16 protein-coding genes are annotated in these 14,741 nt (G+C 69.0%); 8 read left to right on the forward strand and 8 right to left on the reverse strand.

All coding sequences use genetic code 11. From position 1 onward, the window contains the following. Nucleotides 1–184 precede the first annotated feature (184 nt). Nucleotides 185–313: a hypothetical protein gene (locus JOM49_RS43985; RefSeq protein ID WP_281068347.1), complete on the forward strand. Its 129-nt coding sequence runs from the start codon at nt 185–187 to the stop codon at nt 311–313. 44 nt (nt 314–357) lie between these two features. Here JOM49_RS43985 and JOM49_RS40715 read toward each other — a convergent pair whose 3' ends face one another. Next, nucleotides 358–1,080, reverse strand: a complete 723-nt coding sequence (locus tag JOM49_RS40715; protein ID WP_209672230.1) for a helix-turn-helix domain-containing protein — start codon at nt 1,078–1,080, stop codon at nt 358–360. Between the two features lie 223 nt (nt 1,081–1,303). Here JOM49_RS40715 and JOM49_RS40720 point away from each other — a divergent pair, with 223 nt between their 5' ends. From JOM49_RS40720 to JOM49_RS40740, 5 genes are all read left to right on the forward strand, one after another. After that, complete coding sequence (locus tag JOM49_RS40720) at nt 1,304–1,966, forward strand: DUF4097 family beta strand repeat-containing protein (protein ID WP_209669961.1); 663 nt, start codon at nt 1,304–1,306, stop codon at nt 1,964–1,966. A gap of 24 nt (nt 1,967–1,990) precedes the next feature. Further along, complete coding sequence (locus JOM49_RS40725; protein ID WP_209669963.1) at nt 1,991–4,267, forward strand: S9 family peptidase; 2,277 nt, start codon at nt 1,991–1,993, stop codon at nt 4,265–4,267. Between the two features lie 36 nt (nt 4,268–4,303). Further along, nucleotides 4,304–5,713 carry an alpha/beta hydrolase gene (locus tag JOM49_RS40730; protein WP_245369638.1) on the forward strand — a complete coding sequence of 470 codons (1,410 nt, stop codon included), beginning with the start codon at nt 4,304–4,306 and terminating at the stop codon, nt 5,711–5,713. A gap of 19 nt (nt 5,714–5,732) precedes the next feature. Beyond that, nucleotides 5,733–6,119, forward strand: a complete 387-nt coding sequence (locus tag JOM49_RS40735; protein WP_209669964.1) for a VOC family protein — start codon at nt 5,733–5,735, stop codon at nt 6,117–6,119. A 483-nt stretch (nt 6,120–6,602) separates the two neighbouring features. Beyond that, complete coding sequence (locus JOM49_RS40740) at nt 6,603–6,941, forward strand: hypothetical protein (protein ID WP_209669966.1); 339 nt, start codon at nt 6,603–6,605, stop codon at nt 6,939–6,941. Nucleotides 6,942–7,058: 117 nt separating this feature from the next. Here JOM49_RS40740 and JOM49_RS40745 read toward each other — a convergent pair whose 3' ends face one another. Further along, nucleotides 7,059–7,712: a hypothetical protein gene (locus tag JOM49_RS40745; protein ID WP_308159038.1), complete on the reverse strand. Its 654-nt coding sequence runs from the start codon at nt 7,710–7,712 to the stop codon at nt 7,059–7,061. Nucleotides 7,713–7,898: 186 nt separating this feature from the next. On the opposite strand from JOM49_RS40745, the gene JOM49_RS40750 reads away from it, so the two are divergent. Further along, on the forward strand, nt 7,899–8,780 hold the full coding sequence (locus JOM49_RS40750; protein WP_209669968.1) for a glycoside hydrolase family 19 protein: 882 nt from the start codon (nt 7,899–7,901) through the stop codon (nt 8,778–8,780). 55 nt (nt 8,781–8,835) lie between these two features. Here the strand turns inward: JOM49_RS40750 and JOM49_RS40755 are convergent, their stop codons facing one another. From JOM49_RS40755 to JOM49_RS40780, 6 genes are all read right to left on the reverse strand, one after another. After that, on the reverse strand, nt 8,836–9,126 hold the full coding sequence (locus JOM49_RS40755; protein WP_209669970.1) for a hypothetical protein: 291 nt from the start codon (nt 9,124–9,126) through the stop codon (nt 8,836–8,838). 330 nt (nt 9,127–9,456) lie between these two features. Further along, nucleotides 9,457–10,017 carry an EF-hand domain-containing protein gene (locus JOM49_RS40760; RefSeq protein WP_209669972.1) on the reverse strand — a complete coding sequence of 187 codons (561 nt, stop codon included), beginning with the start codon at nt 10,015–10,017 and terminating at the stop codon, nt 9,457–9,459. Between the two features lie 108 nt (nt 10,018–10,125). Continuing rightward, nucleotides 10,126–11,607, reverse strand: coding sequence for an alpha/beta hydrolase (locus JOM49_RS40765; protein ID WP_245369639.1), 1,482 nt, complete (start codon nt 11,605–11,607; stop codon nt 10,126–10,128). Nucleotides 11,608–11,682: 75 nt separating this feature from the next. Further along, nucleotides 11,683–12,462, reverse strand: a complete 780-nt coding sequence (locus JOM49_RS40770; RefSeq protein ID WP_209669974.1) for a maleylpyruvate isomerase family mycothiol-dependent enzyme — start codon at nt 12,460–12,462, stop codon at nt 11,683–11,685. A 162-nt stretch (nt 12,463–12,624) separates the two neighbouring features. Continuing rightward, entirely contained in the window at nt 12,625–13,281 is a 657-nt protein-coding gene (locus JOM49_RS40775) for a hypothetical protein (RefSeq protein ID WP_209669976.1), read from the reverse strand. A 99-nt stretch (nt 13,282–13,380) separates the two neighbouring features. Further along, nucleotides 13,381–14,007, reverse strand: a complete 627-nt coding sequence (locus tag JOM49_RS40780; protein WP_209669978.1) for a helix-turn-helix domain-containing protein — start codon at nt 14,005–14,007, stop codon at nt 13,381–13,383. Between the two features lie 294 nt (nt 14,008–14,301). Here JOM49_RS40780 and JOM49_RS40785 point away from each other — a divergent pair, with 294 nt between their 5' ends. Continuing rightward, nucleotides 14,302–14,682 carry a VOC family protein gene (locus tag JOM49_RS40785; protein WP_209669980.1) on the forward strand — a complete coding sequence of 127 codons (381 nt, stop codon included), beginning with the start codon at nt 14,302–14,304 and terminating at the stop codon, nt 14,680–14,682. Nucleotides 14,683–14,741: the final 59 nt, after the last annotated feature.

Consider the following 14,741-nt stretch of genomic DNA (forward strand, 5'->3'; position numbering starts at 1 on the left):
GCCTTCTCCGACTTGGCTGGGATTGAGGCCCTGAATGTGGAACTCGGCTTCCTGAGCGTGGGGTTCGGCTTCCTGCGCGCCGGGGATTCGGCGGGACACCCTGAGCAGTGGCGTGCGTCACGGAATGCCAGCCGATCTTCAGCGCTACACCGTGGTGTAGCTCATTCGCACGCAAGGGAGTGACATGACCACAGCCGCACCGCAGGAAGCGTCCACCTCGCCGGTCGTACCGGTGCTCGACGACTTCGACTTCCCGCTCACCGATGGGGCCGCCTGCCGCATCGACGACCCCGACTGCGAAGCCTGCCAGTGAGGTAGCCGGGCCGTGGCCGGCCGGCACATCCGGGCGGCCACGGCTCAGTTCCGGTCCACGGGTTTCGCGTGGAGGATGTCCCGGGCCTGCTCTGCCGCGCGCGCGATGCTCTCGCCGACGAAGTCGATGAAGCGGGCGATGTTCTCCAGGCGGACGGCGGCCGGAGTGCCGGACCCGAGGACGTTGACGCCCTGCCGCGCGGTCTCGGCGAGCAGCGCGTGCGATTGAGCGCTGGCGACCATCGACTGATACCAGACGTCGTTGTCCACGATGTACCGCTCGCGGCGGCGGTCGTCGCGTTCCCGGCGGAGAAGCCCCTGGCTTTCGAGGAACGCGACCGCCTTGGACACCGAAGCCGGGCTGACCTGGAGCCGCTGCACGAGTTCGACCGCGGTGAGGCTGGCCGAGTCGCTCGTGGTGAGGCAGGTCAGCACCCGGGCCATCATCTTGGGCAGACCCGACTGCATGAGCAGGGTCGTGTACGTCTCCTCATATTCACGCACCGCCTCGGCGTCACGCCCATCCGCCCGCGGAGGCGCCCCAGCCCGGCGCGGCGCGGCCTGCCGGTGCCGATGGGCGCGACGCTCGGTGGCGTGGTGCGCCAAATCCGCCCGATACGCCGTCGGTCCGCCGTTGCGCATCACCTCACGCGTGATCGTCGAAGTGGGCCGGTCGAGCCGCCGGGCGATCTCCGCGTAGGCGAGGCCGTCGGCCAGGCCCAGCGCGATCTGCTGGCGTTCCTGCTGGGTGAGCCTGCCTCCCGGCATCGCGATCTCCTCCGTGCTCCGTGGTGCGCGCAGCATAGCTTTCACTCACCTTCCATTGCAACGCCAGGTGCGGCCATGTTGCGTTAGATTCACATCCATTGCAATGATTTCAACGCTTTGACATGCAGTTATGCGGATTCACTGCAACAAGCTCGTTGTCCGATCCATGAACGCAACGTAGCGTTTCCAACATCAGAAACAACGAGCACAGGAGCTGGACACCATGAAGACCTTCGAATCCCCCGCCCCCATCACCGCCGTCCTCGACATCCCCGCCGGCCGCGTCCAGTTCATCGCCGCCGACCGGGCCGACACCGCCGTCGAGGTCCGGCCCGCCGACGCCTCGAAGAGCCGCGACGTGAAGGTGGCCGAGCAGACCACGGTCGAATTCCGCGACGGCGTCCTGCGGATCGAGGCCTCGGCGAAGAACCAGCTGCTCGGCGCCTCCGGCTCCATCGAGGTGACGGTTCAGCTGCCCGCCGGGTCCCGCGTCGAGGCGAAGGCCGCGAGCGCCGACTTCCGGGGCGTCGGCCGGCTCGGCGACGTCGCCTTCGAGGGCTCGCACGGCGAGGTCAAGCTCGACGAGGCCGCGAGCGTCCGCCTCACCTCCCACGCCGGTGACGTCTCGGTCGGCCGTCTCACCGGGCCCGCGGAGATCAGCACCGGCAAGGGCGACATCCGGATCGCCGAGGCCGTGCGCGGCGAGCTCGTGCTGCGAACCGAGGCGGGCGACGTGACGGTCGACGCCGCCGCCGGGGTTTCCGCGTCCCTGGACGCCGGCACCCCCACCGGCCGGATCCACAACTCGCTCAAGAACACCGGCGACGCCGAACTGACCATCCGCGCCACCACGGCCTACGGCGACATCACCGCCCGCAGCCTCTGAACCCCCGAAGGAGCACGACAAAACATGATCACCACAGCGGACTACCAAGCCGCCGAACAACTTCTGCGCCGTCCGGCCCGTCCCGGTGAGCTCGTCACCGGCGACAAGGTCAGACCACAGTGGATCGACGGAGGTACCCGCTTCTGGTACGCGGTGCCCACCGGCGGCGGCAAGCGGTTCGTGCTGGCCGACCCGGCGGCGGGCACCCGCGAGCCCGCCTTCGACCACGACCGGCTCGCCGCCGCGCTGACCAGCGTCACCGGGCAGCAGGTCGACCCCGAAGCGCTGCCGTTCATGGCCATCGACCCGGCCGGGAACACCGTGGAATTCGACGCGTTCGGCGAGTACTGGCGCTGCCGCCTGGACGACTACTCCGTCGAGCGGGCCGAGTTCACGCCGCCGGGCAACCCGCTGGAGGTGGCCTCGCCCGACCAGAAGTTCGCGGTGTCCCGGCGGGGGCACGACCTGTGGGCGCACTCGCGGTCCGACGGCCGCGAGTGGGCGCTGACCACCGACGGCGAGCCCGCCTACGAGTACGGCCCCGGGCCCGGCTCGACGAGCAACGCCACCCTGCTGCGCAAGATCGGTCTGCCGCACCTGCCGCCCGCGGTGGCCTGGTCGCCCGACTCGAAGAAGGTGCTGGCGCACCGGATCGACGAACGCGAGGTCCGGCAGACGCACCTCGTGGAGGCCCGGCCCGCCGACGGTGGCGCGCCGCGCCTGCACACCCAGCGGTACGCCTATCCCGGCGACGAGCACCTGCCGCTGGCCGAACTGGTCGTGCTGGACGTCGCCCACGGCGAGGTGGTCCGCGCGCAGGCCGAGCCGCTGATCACGACGAAGGTGTCGCCGATCATGCTCCGCTGGGCGTGGTGGGCGGAGGACAGCTCGGCGGTCTACTACCTCGGGCAGCCCCGCGACCTGCGCACCCTCACCCTGCACCGCCTCGACCCGGCCACCGGCGAGGTGACCGCGGTGCTCAGCGAGACCGGGGACACCCGCGTGGAGCCCAACCAGTGGCTGTTCGAGCCGCCGATCGTGCGGGTGCTGGACGGCGAGGTGCTGTGGTACTCGCAGCGCGACGGCTGGGGCCACCTGTACCGGTACGACCTGCACACCGGGGAGTTGCTCGGCCAGGTCACCTCCGGGCAGTGGGCGGTGCGGCAGATCCTGCACGTCGACGAGGCGGAACGGGTGGTCTACTTCACCGCTTCCGGGCTGGTCGACGCCGATCCGTATAGCCGCACGGTGTGCCGGGTCGGCCTGGACGGCTCCGGCTTCGCCAAGGTCACCGACGACGAACTGGACCACGTGGTGATCATGCCGGGACACCACGAGTACTTCCTGGACTCGGCGTCCACTGTGGACACGGCGCCGGTGACGGTGGTGCGTGACTGGTCCGGCCGCGTGCTGGTCGAGCTGGAGCGCGCCGACATCGGCAAGCTGACCGCCACCGGCTGGACCCCGCCGGAACGGTTCCGCGTCAAGGCCGCCGACGGGGTGACCGACATCTACGGGGTGCTGTACCGGCCGCGGGGATTCGACCCCGAGCAGCGTTATCCGGTGGTGGACACCCTCTACCCCGGCCCGCAGGTCGAACGGGTCTCCCCCGGCTTCGACCCCGGCGGCCTGGGTCTCGACGCGGAACCTTTGGCAGCGCTGGGTTTTGCGGTGATCGCGGTCGACGGGCGAGGCACACCCGGGCGGAGCAAGGCTTTCCACGACGCCTCCTACGGCAACCTGGCCGACGCGGGCAGCCTGGCCGACCACGTCGCCGCGCTGCGGCAGCTGGCCGAGACCCGGCCGTGGCTCGACCTGGACCGGTTGGCCGCGTTCGGCCACTCCGGCGGCGGGTTCGCCACGGCGCGGGCGATGCTGGACTTCCCGGAGGTGTACCGGGCGGGGGTCGCCCTCTCCGGCTCGCACGACGCCCCCTTCTTCAACCCGGGCTTCATCGAGACCTACGACGGCGCGGACAACCGCGACGCCTGGGCCCGCACATCCAATGTGGACATAGCGGACCGGCTGACCGGCAAGCTGCTGCTGGTTCATGGCGAGCTGGACGACCAGGTCCACCCACACCAGACGCTGCGGCTGGCCGACCGGCTCGTCGCCGCGAACAAGGAGTTCGAGCTGCTCATCGTGCCCGGGGCCGAGCACACGTTCATCGACTGCCTGGCCTACGTCCGCACGCGCTGCTGGGACTTCCTGGTGCGGGAGCTGATGGGCACCCGCCCGCCCGCCTACCGACCGGCGCCCATCCCCATCGGGCCCGAGCTGCTGGCCGAGATGTTCGCCTGATTGACATGTGACCTTTCGGTCACCTATTCTCGCGGTATGAAAGCTCGAATCGTGGCCCTCAGGCGTGCCGTGGTGCTCGTCGTCCTGCTCCTGGCCGGTTCGCTGACCGGCGGCGCCACCGGTGGCGCCGCCGAAGGCACCCGCGACCACCACGACACGATCAACGGCACGGAGTTCCGGGTCAAAGTGCCCGCGCGCTGGAACGGCACGCTGGTGCTGTTCAGTCACGGCTACTACCTGGCCGAATACCCGCCCGAGCCCGGGCAGGTCATGCTGGCCACCCATCCGCGGACCGAGCAGTGGCTGCTCGACCACGGCTACGCGCTGGCCGCGTCCAACTACAAAGGCCTGGTCGGCTACGCGGTCGAAGACGCACTGCGGGACCAGATGGCGGTGCTCGACTGGTTCGAGGTCCACATCGGACGTCCACGCCAGACCGTCACCAGCGGTATGTCAATGGGAGCACTGGTTTCCCTCGGGCTCGCCGAACGCCACCCGAAGCGCTTCGCCGGGGTCCTCGCCACCTGCGGTGAGTACGACGGCAACGGCACGTGGAACAGCGGGCTGGACATCACCTTCGCGATCAAGGAGCTACTGGCGCCCGGCGCCGACATCGACCTGGTGAAGCCCCGTGACGCGGAAGCCAGCCGGGACCGGCTGCTTGAGGTCATCGCGGAAGCGCAGAAGTCAGAACAGGGCCGGGCCCGGCTCGCGCTGGCCGGTGCCCTCGCGAACATCCCGGGCTGGAGCACCACGCACCAGCCGGCGCCCACCGACCTGGCCGACCGGCTCAGCCAGCAACTGGCCTGGGTGAACACCGCCTACGTCTATGGGATCGGCCCGGTCGGCCGTGAGGACTTGGAGCGCCGGGCCGGCGGGAACCCCTCCGGGAACGTGGGCATCGACTACCGGCGGCTGCTCGCCCAGTCGGCCCAGCGGGATCTGGCCGTGCAGGCCTACCGGACGGCACCCGGGGCGAACCTCGAGGCCGACCTAGACCGGCTGGCGAAGGCCCCGCGGATCGCGCCCGACCCCGGCGCGCTGGCGTACATGTACCGGCACACCGTGGTCCGCGGCAGCACCCCGTCGCCCGTGCTGACGCTGCACACCACCGGCGACGGCGGCGCGGTGCCCGACCAGGTGCGCTGGTACGCCGAGCAGGTCCGGCGACACGGCGATCCGGACCGGTTGCGCTCGGCGTTCCTGTCCCGCGGCGGCCACTGTTCGTACAGCGCGGCGGAAGAAATCGTGTCGCTGCAAGCGTTGCTGGCGCGGGTGAACACCGGCCGCTGGTCGGGCGTCGACCCAGCCGGGCTCAACGCCGCGGTGGGCGCCTTCGGCCCGGACGATCACCAGGTGATGGACCTGTTCACCCAGGAAACGAAGGCGGTTTCGCCGTCGTTCACCCGATACACCGCGCCGAGATTCCTCCGGCCGTCCCGGTAGCACCTGGCAAACTGGGGCGATGCCCGCGAAACTCGCCGCTGTCGTGGTGGACTGCCCTGACCCCCAGGCACTCGCGCCCTTCTACGAGGCACTCCTGGCGGCGAAGCGAACCAGGGATGACGCGGACTGCGTGCTGCTCTCACTGGGCCCAGGTCAGCCGGACATCTCCCTGCAGCGCAGTGAAAAGTACGTCCGCCCGGACTGGGTGAGCGGCGACCCGGCGCAGCAACTGCACTTCGATCTTCTCGTGGACGACCTGGATGTCGCCGAACAGGAGGTGCTCGCCCTGGGCGGGCACCTCCTCGACGGTTCCGGCAAACCCATCGGCTACCGCGTGTACACCGATCCAGCAGGCCACCCGTTCTGCCTAACCACCCCCGAAAGCCTCCCAGCACCAGATGCCTAACCCCACCAAGCTCCCCCACCCACACCACCCGAACCCCACGTTCAGGCCCCCGAACCCCACGTTCAAGCACCCGAACCCCACGTTCAAGCACCCGAACCCCACGTTCAGGCACCCGAGTCCCACGTTCAGACGCCTGAGTCCCACGTTCAGCCAGCTGAACCTCACACTCAGGCAGCCGAACCCCACGTTCAGAAGCCTGAGCCCCACGTTCAGGCAGCCGATTCCCATATTCAGGCACCCGAACCGCACACTCGCCGCGCGCCCCATCGGGCGGAGTCGGCCTCAGATCCGTCTGAGTTCTGCTGGCGCCTCGACACCTGATCGAGTCGGAGTTTCCCAGTTCGGCGGCTCGGGCGCGGTATCGAAAGGGGTAACCTCCTCGCCCCGGCCCCGCCCCTCCCGATAGGTTTCAGCCTCCGCGCCCGGTGCGTCCGTTCACCGCGCGGAGTCGATCACACCTTTCCTTGAGTTCGGGAGTCTTTCGTGCTGAAGAAGATCGGTGCCGTCGCCGGTACCGTGGCCGCGAGCGTTGTCGTGTTCGGCGGTGTGGCCGCCGCCGCGGACGGGGAAACCGCCCGCACCTTCGACGACACCAACGACGGTTTGGTCAACGCGAACAACGTCGACGTCCTGCACGATGTCCGGGGTGCCGTCGGTTTCTGCGGCCAGAACATCAACGTGCTGATCGTCCAGGTCCCGGTGCACGATGTCGCGAATGGCATCGATGTCCCGCTGTTGCCCGCCGGCGTGAACTCTGCCGAAGGTCAGACCCCGGACAACTGCGCCAGCGACGTGATCAACACCGACGACGGCCGTCCCTGATCGTTCCGAGGTAGCCGGGCACCAGTCGAGTGCCGCCGTCAGCTGGATTCGGTGCCCGGCACCCAAAACAACTCGGAACAGGCGGCGGCGCCAACGTGTCCAGTTGTCGAGGACAGCTCACGGCTCGTGCCACGGAAAGCCGTCCGGGTCAGCGGCGGCCCTGGCGAGCAGCTCCGCGTCGTGATGGCCGTGGACGTCGTGCAGGAAAGGGAAGTCCTCCGGATGGACGGTGAGCTTGGCGACCGGCCGCACGGGTACCGGGCTCGCCGCCTGGGCCGATCGGATCTCGCCCGTGACGGGCTCCGACTCGAACGTGGTGGCAGGCAGCAGATACACCGTCCCGGTTCGCCACGGCCGCCGCTGCAGTGCGGGTGAACTGATCGAGAAGTGGTATCGCGCCTGTTCGCCGACCCGCACACACCCGTTGCACATCGACACGGGTGTGCCGGTGCGGTCCAGGATCGCGTAGAACATCGGCCAGATGCCGTCAGCCGCGGCGAACACCGCGAGCCTGCTGCCGAAGTCGGTGAGGTCCGGCGGCCGGCGTGGCACGAACTCGGTGATGCCGGGATCACCTGAGCCGTGCAGCACGAAGTCCGCGCGGTCGGCGGCATGGCAGAGGAACTGCCATTTCGGCGCGTCGACGCGGTAGTCGATGGGCCGGTCGGGCCCGGCCGCGAGCGCTCCGTCCAGCAACTCGTCGAACTGCTCGCGCAACGCGGCCGTCGTCGGCACGACCGGCCGGTGCAGCCAATAGTCGGGCAGGCTCACGATGCCGACCCTAACCGGGTGACGCGCGGGTTAGGCCGTTCAGCTGTCACCGCAGGGCCGTACAGGCAGTTCCGTCGACGTTCTGTTGGTTTCTCGCCCGCAATGGTCTATACCTGTGAGCCATACCCCTGGAGGTATAGACCAATCTCCCTCCTTATCCGGTCCCCCCGCACGAAGGAGCCATCGATGTCGCTAAGACGTCTTCTCGCGGCCGTCGCCGCCACCTTCGCCGTTACCGCGATCGCCGTGGTCGTCCCGGCCCAGTCCGCTTCGGCGGCGGCCTGCGTGACCCCGTGGAACGCGAGTTCGGTCTACTGGAACGGCGACACCGCCTCCCACAACGGGCACAACTGGTCCGCGAAGTGGTGGACGCAGAACGAAACCCCGGGCAGCGCGCAGGTCTGGGCAGACCAGGGCACCTGCGGTGGCGGCTCCGACCCGGACCCGTCCGGCTTCGTGGTCAGCCAGGCCCAGTTCAACCAGATGTTCCCGAACCGGAACCCCTTCTACACCTACAACGGCCTGGTCACCGCACTGAGCGCATACCCGGCCTTCGCGGGCACGGGTAACGACACGATCAAGAAGCAGGAGGCCGCGGCCTTCCTCGCGAACGTCAGCCACGAGACCGGCGGGCTCGTCCACATCGTCGAGCAGAACCAGGCCAACTACCCGCACTACTGCGACACGAGCCAGTCGTACGGCTGCCCGGCCGGCAACGCTGCCTACTACGGCCGCGGCCCGATCCAGCTGAGCTGGAACTTCAACTACAAGGCCGCCGGTGACGCACTGGGCCTGCCGCTGCTGACCAACCCGTGGCTGGTGCAGAACGACGCGGCGGTCGCCTGGAAGACCGGCATCTGGTACTGGATGACCCAGAACGGCCCCGGCACGATGACCCCGCACAACGCGATGGTCAACAGCCGCGGCTTCGGCGAGACCATCCGCAGCATCAACGGCAGCATCGAGTGCAACGGTGGCAACCCCGCCCAGGTGCAGAGCCGCGTGACCAAGTACCAGCAGTTCACCGGCATCCTCGGCGTGAGCCCCGGCACCAACCTGTACTGCTGACCCGTTCCGTGATTCGAAGGGGCTCTTCACCGCGGTGAAGAGCCCCTTCGAACGATCAAACGGAGCCGCGGCGCCGGATGCGGGCGAGGAAGTACCAGGTGGCCAGCACTGCGGCCGGTACGAGGATCAGTTCCCAGAAGACGAGGTCCTGGGCGTTCGCCCCGTCACGTGTGGCCGCCAGTCCCCATCCCGCCAGCGCGGCCAACGTCGCGGCCACGAGCATGGCCGCCGCCTGGTGCCCGGCGAGCCAGGCACGGATCCTGGCCGACCGCTCGGTCCGCAGGGACGCGGCGTGGCGGGAACGCAGTTCCCTGCTCAGCGGGCGCCCGATCTGATATTCGACCACGGCGTTCCTCCTCTCAGCACGCGAAGGAATAACCGAACGCCGATCATGGCAAACCACGCCACCAGCCCGAACGAGTGACGACGAGCGATTAGACCGATCCAATTCCCCGCCACAACCGCATCCAACAACACGAACGGTCGTACAGGAATCCGCAGGGATCGGCCTGGGCACAGGCCTCCATACGACCGTTCGTATTGTTTATCTGAGGTGCTGACCCCCGTGACCGCCCAATAAATACGAACGGTCGTATGGGAACCCGGCTCGAGTCACTCCGAACATGGTTCACGTACGACCGTTCGTATTGTTTCCGAGGCCGGTACAGCAGCGGAGTCAGCTCATGGGCCAGCCGGTCCACCAGTTGGCCGGGGAGTCCGGGTCTGTGCTCGTCCAGTAGTCCACGCAGGCTCGGACGAATTCTTCCGCCGTGAGCTGGCCGTCCCCGTCGGTGTCGAGGTGGTCGAACGCCTCGGCCGTCTCCGTTTCCGTCAGGCCTGGGAAGTGCCCCTGCTGGAACTTCCGGAACTCGGCCGGGCTCACGCGACCGTCGACGTCGGTGTCCGCGATGGACAGGAAAGCCTCCGCCAGCGCGCCCACGGTCTTGCGCGCGGATTCCGGATCATCGGCCAAGGAACCGGTGGAGGTCACGAACTGCTCACGCGTGATCGCCTCCCCGCCGCCGGGGATGTGGGGTCGGTGCAGGTCGTGCCAGATGCGGAGGTAGGCGTCCAGGATGCGCCGCTCCTCCGCCGAACCCGCCGCGTGCCCCAGCGCTTCCGCCGCCCGGCGGCCCATCAGGACGTGGTCCTGCTCGGTGAGCAGACCGTCCCCGTCGACGTCGAGGTAGTCGAACCCGTGGTTGATCTTCGCCCTGAGCAGCTCGCTGAGCGGCACGATTTCCTCCGTGAACGTGGGAAAACACCCGGCCGGACACAGCATCGGCCCAGCAGCACACCGTGGATAGGGCTGTCCGGGTCGCGGCTGTCACTCGGCCGGGTGGAACTATCCCGCTGCCGCCCCGCAGACCCGATCCTGCGCCGGCAGCTTCCCGTCGACCAGGAAACTCGTGGTCACGTTCAGCGCGCACGCGTTGCCGCCCAGGACGTAGACGCCGTGCCCGCTGCCATCGACGCTGACCATCCGGGACCGATCAGCGAACTTCTGCCGCAGCAGTTCGCCGCCGCGGTGGGGCGTGGGTGCGTCACGGTGGTTTTGCACGATCAAAACGTTCTCCGGTCCTTCGTCGTTGATCGCCACCGGCGGCTCGGCCGGCTCGTGCGACCAGTAGGCGCAGGGCAGGATGTTCGCGGTGGCCGCGCCGTAGAGCGGGTAGCGCTCGCGGTCTTCGGCCACGCCACGCCGGTAGGTGTCGACGTCTTCGGGCCATTCGACGTCGTTGCAGGTCACGCTGAGAAATACCGACAGCGAATTGTCCGCGGGCGACAGCTGGTCGCCGACGAGTGCGGCCTTCGCCGGGGCGGAGTCGCGCATCGCCTGCCAGAGCTGCGCCGTCCGCCCGTACACCGTCTCACCGAAGAGACCCCCGAACGTACTGAGCCGGAACAAAGCGCCATCGAGCCCGTCCACCGGCTGCTCGTCGAGCCGTCCCGCGATCTCGAAGTAGGTCTGGCGCACCTCTTCCGGCGTACGGCCCAGACCGTACGCGTCGTGCCGCTGGGCCACCCACTTCGCGAAGTCCGGGAACGTCTGCTCCATGCCCAGCGCGTACCGGCGCAGGCCGTCGCGGTCGAGGTGGGTGTCGCCGATGTTGCTGTCGAGCACGATCCGGTCCGAGCGCTCCGGGAACATCGAGGCGTACGCGGCGCCCAACGCCGAACCGTAGGAGTAGCCGAGGAAGCTGGCCTTCTCCTCACCGAGCGCGACCCGGATCCGGTCCAGGTCGCGGGCGATGTTCGCGGTGGTCAGGTGCCGCAGCCGGCCGTCGCGGTCGTTCGCCGCGCACTGCTCCGCCACCTCCTGGGCCACCTTCGCCTGCGCGGTGACCGCCGCGTCGTCGACCGCGTACGGCGGGATGTTGGCCACGTAGGGCCCGGTGGTGGTGAAGCCGCAGCTCACCGGCGACGAGTGCCCGACGCCGCGGGTGTCCATGCCGATCACGTCGTAGCTTTCGGCGACACTCGCAGGCAGTCCCTTGGACATCAACAGCGCGGACAGCGTCAATCCCGACCCGCCGGGACCGCCCGGGTTGAGCATCAGCACGCCGCGCCGCTTCTCCGGGTTCGGGCTGGCGAGCCGGGAGATCATCAGGTCGATCCGGGTACCGCCGGGATCGGCGTAGTCCAGCGGCACCGGCACGGTGGCGCACTGCAGCTGGTGCGGGGCGGCCCCGGCCACGACGTCCGCCGGGCACGCGCCCCACTCCACCTGCTCGACGGACTCGGCGGCCATCGCCGGCGCGGCCAGCGAGGCGCCGAGTCCGAGCACGGTCAGCAGAACCAGCCTGCTGCGACGTTTTCGTTTCATGGTCAGTCTCCGAACACCTGGGTCCAGTGGCTACCGGACCACCCCAGCCCATGCCCTCGGGGCCAGGTCAAGAGCTCAGGCGTCGGTGACCCAGTTCATGTGCTCGATCCAAAGGTCGAGCAGAGCCCGCTCCCCCTGGATTTCCAGTGTGGTGACCGCGCCCAGCGGGCGGCGACGGCTGAGCACGAGCAGGAGGTCGGCGGCCGGGCCGCGGACCGTGACGTCCGCCTCGGCGTGCGTGCGCTCCAGTGCGACCATGTCCGGTTCCCGGCGCGCCAGCCACTCCCCTGGCGCGTCGGTCGCGTGGAAGTGCAGGGTCTGGCCGCTGCCGCGCAGCGCATTGGCGAAGTCCGGCCGGTTTTCCCAGTAGCCACGGGAAGTCAGCGTGTCCAGCCAGTCCTCGATGGCCGCGACGGCGGGCTCCGGCGCCAGTTCGTAGGACTTGTCGAGCGTCGCGGCCGCGTCCGCGCGGTGCACGGAGATCTCGCCGAACAGCCGGCGCGACCAGAACCGCACGCCCGCGTCGGCACCGGACGGATCCCACACCGGCGTGTCGTCGGCGACGGATTCGAAGGCCTGCTTCGCCTCCGCCGCGCCATCGTTCAGCCAGGCGCGCCACTCGGCCGAATCGGCCGGGGGCGCGGTGTAGCCAGCGAACGCCGCGCTCGGGTCGGTCATCCGCTCGCCCACGAGCATCGTCACCATGCGCTGCGTCGCGCCGACGTGGTCGACCAGGTCGGTCAGGGTCCACTTAGGACACGTCGGCACCGGGGCCGCCGCGTCCCCGCCGTCCACCCACTCGGCGAGCGTGCTCGTCTGTTCCACCACAGCATCCAAATACGCGGTCGTGTCCATGCGTTGCCTCTCCCAGTGCTCCGTCGAAGGCCCCGATCCTTCTCCTCCGGGCCGTGACCGGGCAATAGCGCGGTGAAACAACTCCGGGTCGAGAGGGTGCGGGCCAGGAATCCAGGCCACGCCGGGTCTGGCTCCGGCTTCCCGCGGTGGCTACTTCGCGCATCACCGGTGCCGCAGGGTGACATCGGCTGGGAATCGAGGGTCAATTTCGTAGTGGGTGTCGAACTGGCTGCTGAAACCGGTGACCTGAGCGGCCCGTCCGGCGGTGAGGCCGGTCAGGTCGATGCCGGTCTGGGTGTTGACGAAAATGGTGAGTTCGCCGGAGCCGTCGTCGACGAAGAACTTGTAGCCGTAGGGCAGGTCCGACTCCGGTGCCCGCGTGATCGTGGCGGTCACGCGCACCAGCAGTCCCTCCGTGGCCTCGCTGACCGCCCCGGTGGCGAGCGGCTTCGGCTGGATCTTGGGGCCTTTGCCGTGCAAGTGGATCGCGTCCGGGACCAGGATGCGCAGGCCGTAGCTGTCGCGCAGCGTGCCGGTCACCCGGATCCTGTCGCGGGGCGCGATGTTCAGGTCCTCCGCAGCACTGATGTAAATCCCGGCGCGGTGGTCCTGGATGGCGAAACCCTTGTCGAAGAAACTGGATTCGAAGGCGCCCGACGGGGTCGTGGCGGTGCCGTCGATCGTGACAACCGTGTTCAGCGGCAAGCTTCGGGCCTTGGCGATGGACACCACGTGCGGCGAAGCGTGCGCCGGCGCCGAAACACCGGCGCAGGCGAGCACCAGGAGCAATACCGCAATTCGTTGCGGCCGGACGATCATGCCGAACTCCTTTTCGCCACGGCCGCACCGGCGTTCTGCGCACGTTCATCGGCCTGCTAGTTGGTCGGCCGGTACAGCGAGGGCGTTACTCGCGATAGTTCAGTCGCCGGAACGCGGCGACCGAGCGCGGTAGGCCCGTTGCCGGCAGGTGGACGAACAGTACGTGCGCGGACGGCCTCGCGGGTTCAAGGGAAGAGGGTTCGCGCAACTGCCACAGCGTGGGGCCTGGGGCGCCGAGGGATTTTCGTAACGCCGCCGCGGGGTTTCGTAACCAGATTCCGCGGCGTTCCTGGCGGCAGCGGTGAGCTGGGGATCGGGGAAGCGGCCACGTGGGGTGTGGCTGCTCAGTTCGCCGTCCAGGTGGGGGCATTGCGAGGGATCGTCGTCGGCGCAGAGGAGCAGGTGGCTCAGATAGGCACGCGCGGCTTCCAGCTCGGCGATCTGCGTGGCGAGGCGCTCGACCTGACCGGTGATCGTCGCCTGCCACGCCGGACTCGGCGCCGTTCCCGAGGTCGCGACACTTGCCTGCGACAACGGCATTCGCCCGGTCACACAGCACAGGTACGCCAGGCCGATGCGCCGCAGGTCCTCCTCGCGGTAGTGGCGACGGCCGTCCGCGCGGGCCGGCGGGGTCAGCACCCCCTGCTCCTCCCACCAGCGCAGCGTCGACGGCGCCAGGCCGTACAGCGCGGCGGCCTCGCCGATGCGCACCCCCGCTTTGTCCATCCGCCTATTTGACCTCAAGTCGACTTGAAGCCACAAGATCAGGGCAGCCTAACGAGGGACCCCCTGATGACCACTTCGCTGATCGGGTCGAGCACGCTGACCCGCCACCCTGGCCACGTGATCGCGCTCGATGGTGGCCGGGCCGCCGAAACCAGGCCACCAGCGGAAGACGGGCGGCATCTTCGCGCGGCTGCTGGAGCAGTACGAGCACACCCGCACCTGGCACCTGTCCGCGCGGGCCTGAGCCGCTTCGGCGCACTACAGTTTTGTCTACATCGAGAATCAGGAGGTCACGTGCTCAGGCTGGGATTCCCCGTCATCGGCGTCACGGACGTGCCGCGGGCCGTCGCGTTCTGGACCGCGGCGTTGAACCTGGTGGAGAACCCGGAGTGGGCCAAGGACACCTGGCGCACGCTGGACCACGCCGACGGTTCGGGCCACGCGCTCGGGCTGATGTACAGCGAGTCGCCGGTGGAGCGCTACCCGCGGCTGCACCTGGACCTGGTCGTGGACACCACGGCCGAGCAGGAGGCCGAGATCCGGCGGCTGATCGAGTTGGGCGCGACCGAGCTCGACTGGGACCGCTACCCACCGAACCCGGACTTCGTCGTACTGGCCGACCCGGACGGCAACCCGTTCTGCGTGGTCGACCTGAGCGTGGCCCCCTCGGGGTGATCCAGGCGGGAGTCCACTGTGGATCCGCCCGGTCCTGCCTCAGAGACCATCGTGCCGAC

Source organism: Amycolatopsis magusensis, assembly GCF_017875555.1.
GTDB lineage: Bacteria > Actinomycetota > Actinomycetes > Mycobacteriales > Pseudonocardiaceae > Amycolatopsis > Amycolatopsis magusensis.

Bases quoted from the DNA above. Each gene is read 5' to 3' on its own strand.
- JOM49_RS43985 (WP_281068347.1), top strand. From the start codon at position 185: ATGACCACAGCCGCACCGCAGGAAGCGTCCACCTCGCCGGTCGTACCG.
- JOM49_RS40780 (WP_209669978.1), bottom strand. From the start codon at position 14,007: ATGGACAAAGCGGGGGTGCGCATCGGCGAGGCCGCCGCGCTGTACGGC.
- JOM49_RS40775 (WP_209669976.1), bottom strand. From the start codon at position 13,281: ATGATCGTCCGGCCGCAACGAATTGCGGTATTGCTCCTGGTGCTCGCC.
- JOM49_RS40770 (WP_209669974.1), bottom strand. From the start codon at position 12,462: ATGGACACGACCGCGTATTTGGATGCTGTGGTGGAACAGACGAGCACG.
- JOM49_RS40750 (WP_209669968.1), top strand. From the start codon at position 7,899: ATGTCGCTAAGACGTCTTCTCGCGGCCGTCGCCGCCACCTTCGCCGTT.
- JOM49_RS40735 (WP_209669964.1), top strand. From the start codon at position 5,733: ATGCCCGCGAAACTCGCCGCTGTCGTGGTGGACTGCCCTGACCCCCAG.
- JOM49_RS40725 (WP_209669963.1), top strand. From the start codon at position 1,991: ATGATCACCACAGCGGACTACCAAGCCGCCGAACAACTTCTGCGCCGT.
- JOM49_RS40715 (WP_209672230.1), bottom strand. From the start codon at position 1,080: ATGCCGGGAGGCAGGCTCACCCAGCAGGAACGCCAGCAGATCGCGCTG.
- JOM49_RS40765 (WP_245369639.1), bottom strand. From the start codon at position 11,607: ATGAAACGAAAACGTCGCAGCAGGCTGGTTCTGCTGACCGTGCTCGGA.
- JOM49_RS40720 (WP_209669961.1), top strand. From the start codon at position 1,304: ATGAAGACCTTCGAATCCCCCGCCCCCATCACCGCCGTCCTCGACATC.
- JOM49_RS40730 (WP_245369638.1), top strand. From the start codon at position 4,304: ATGAAAGCTCGAATCGTGGCCCTCAGGCGTGCCGTGGTGCTCGTCGTC.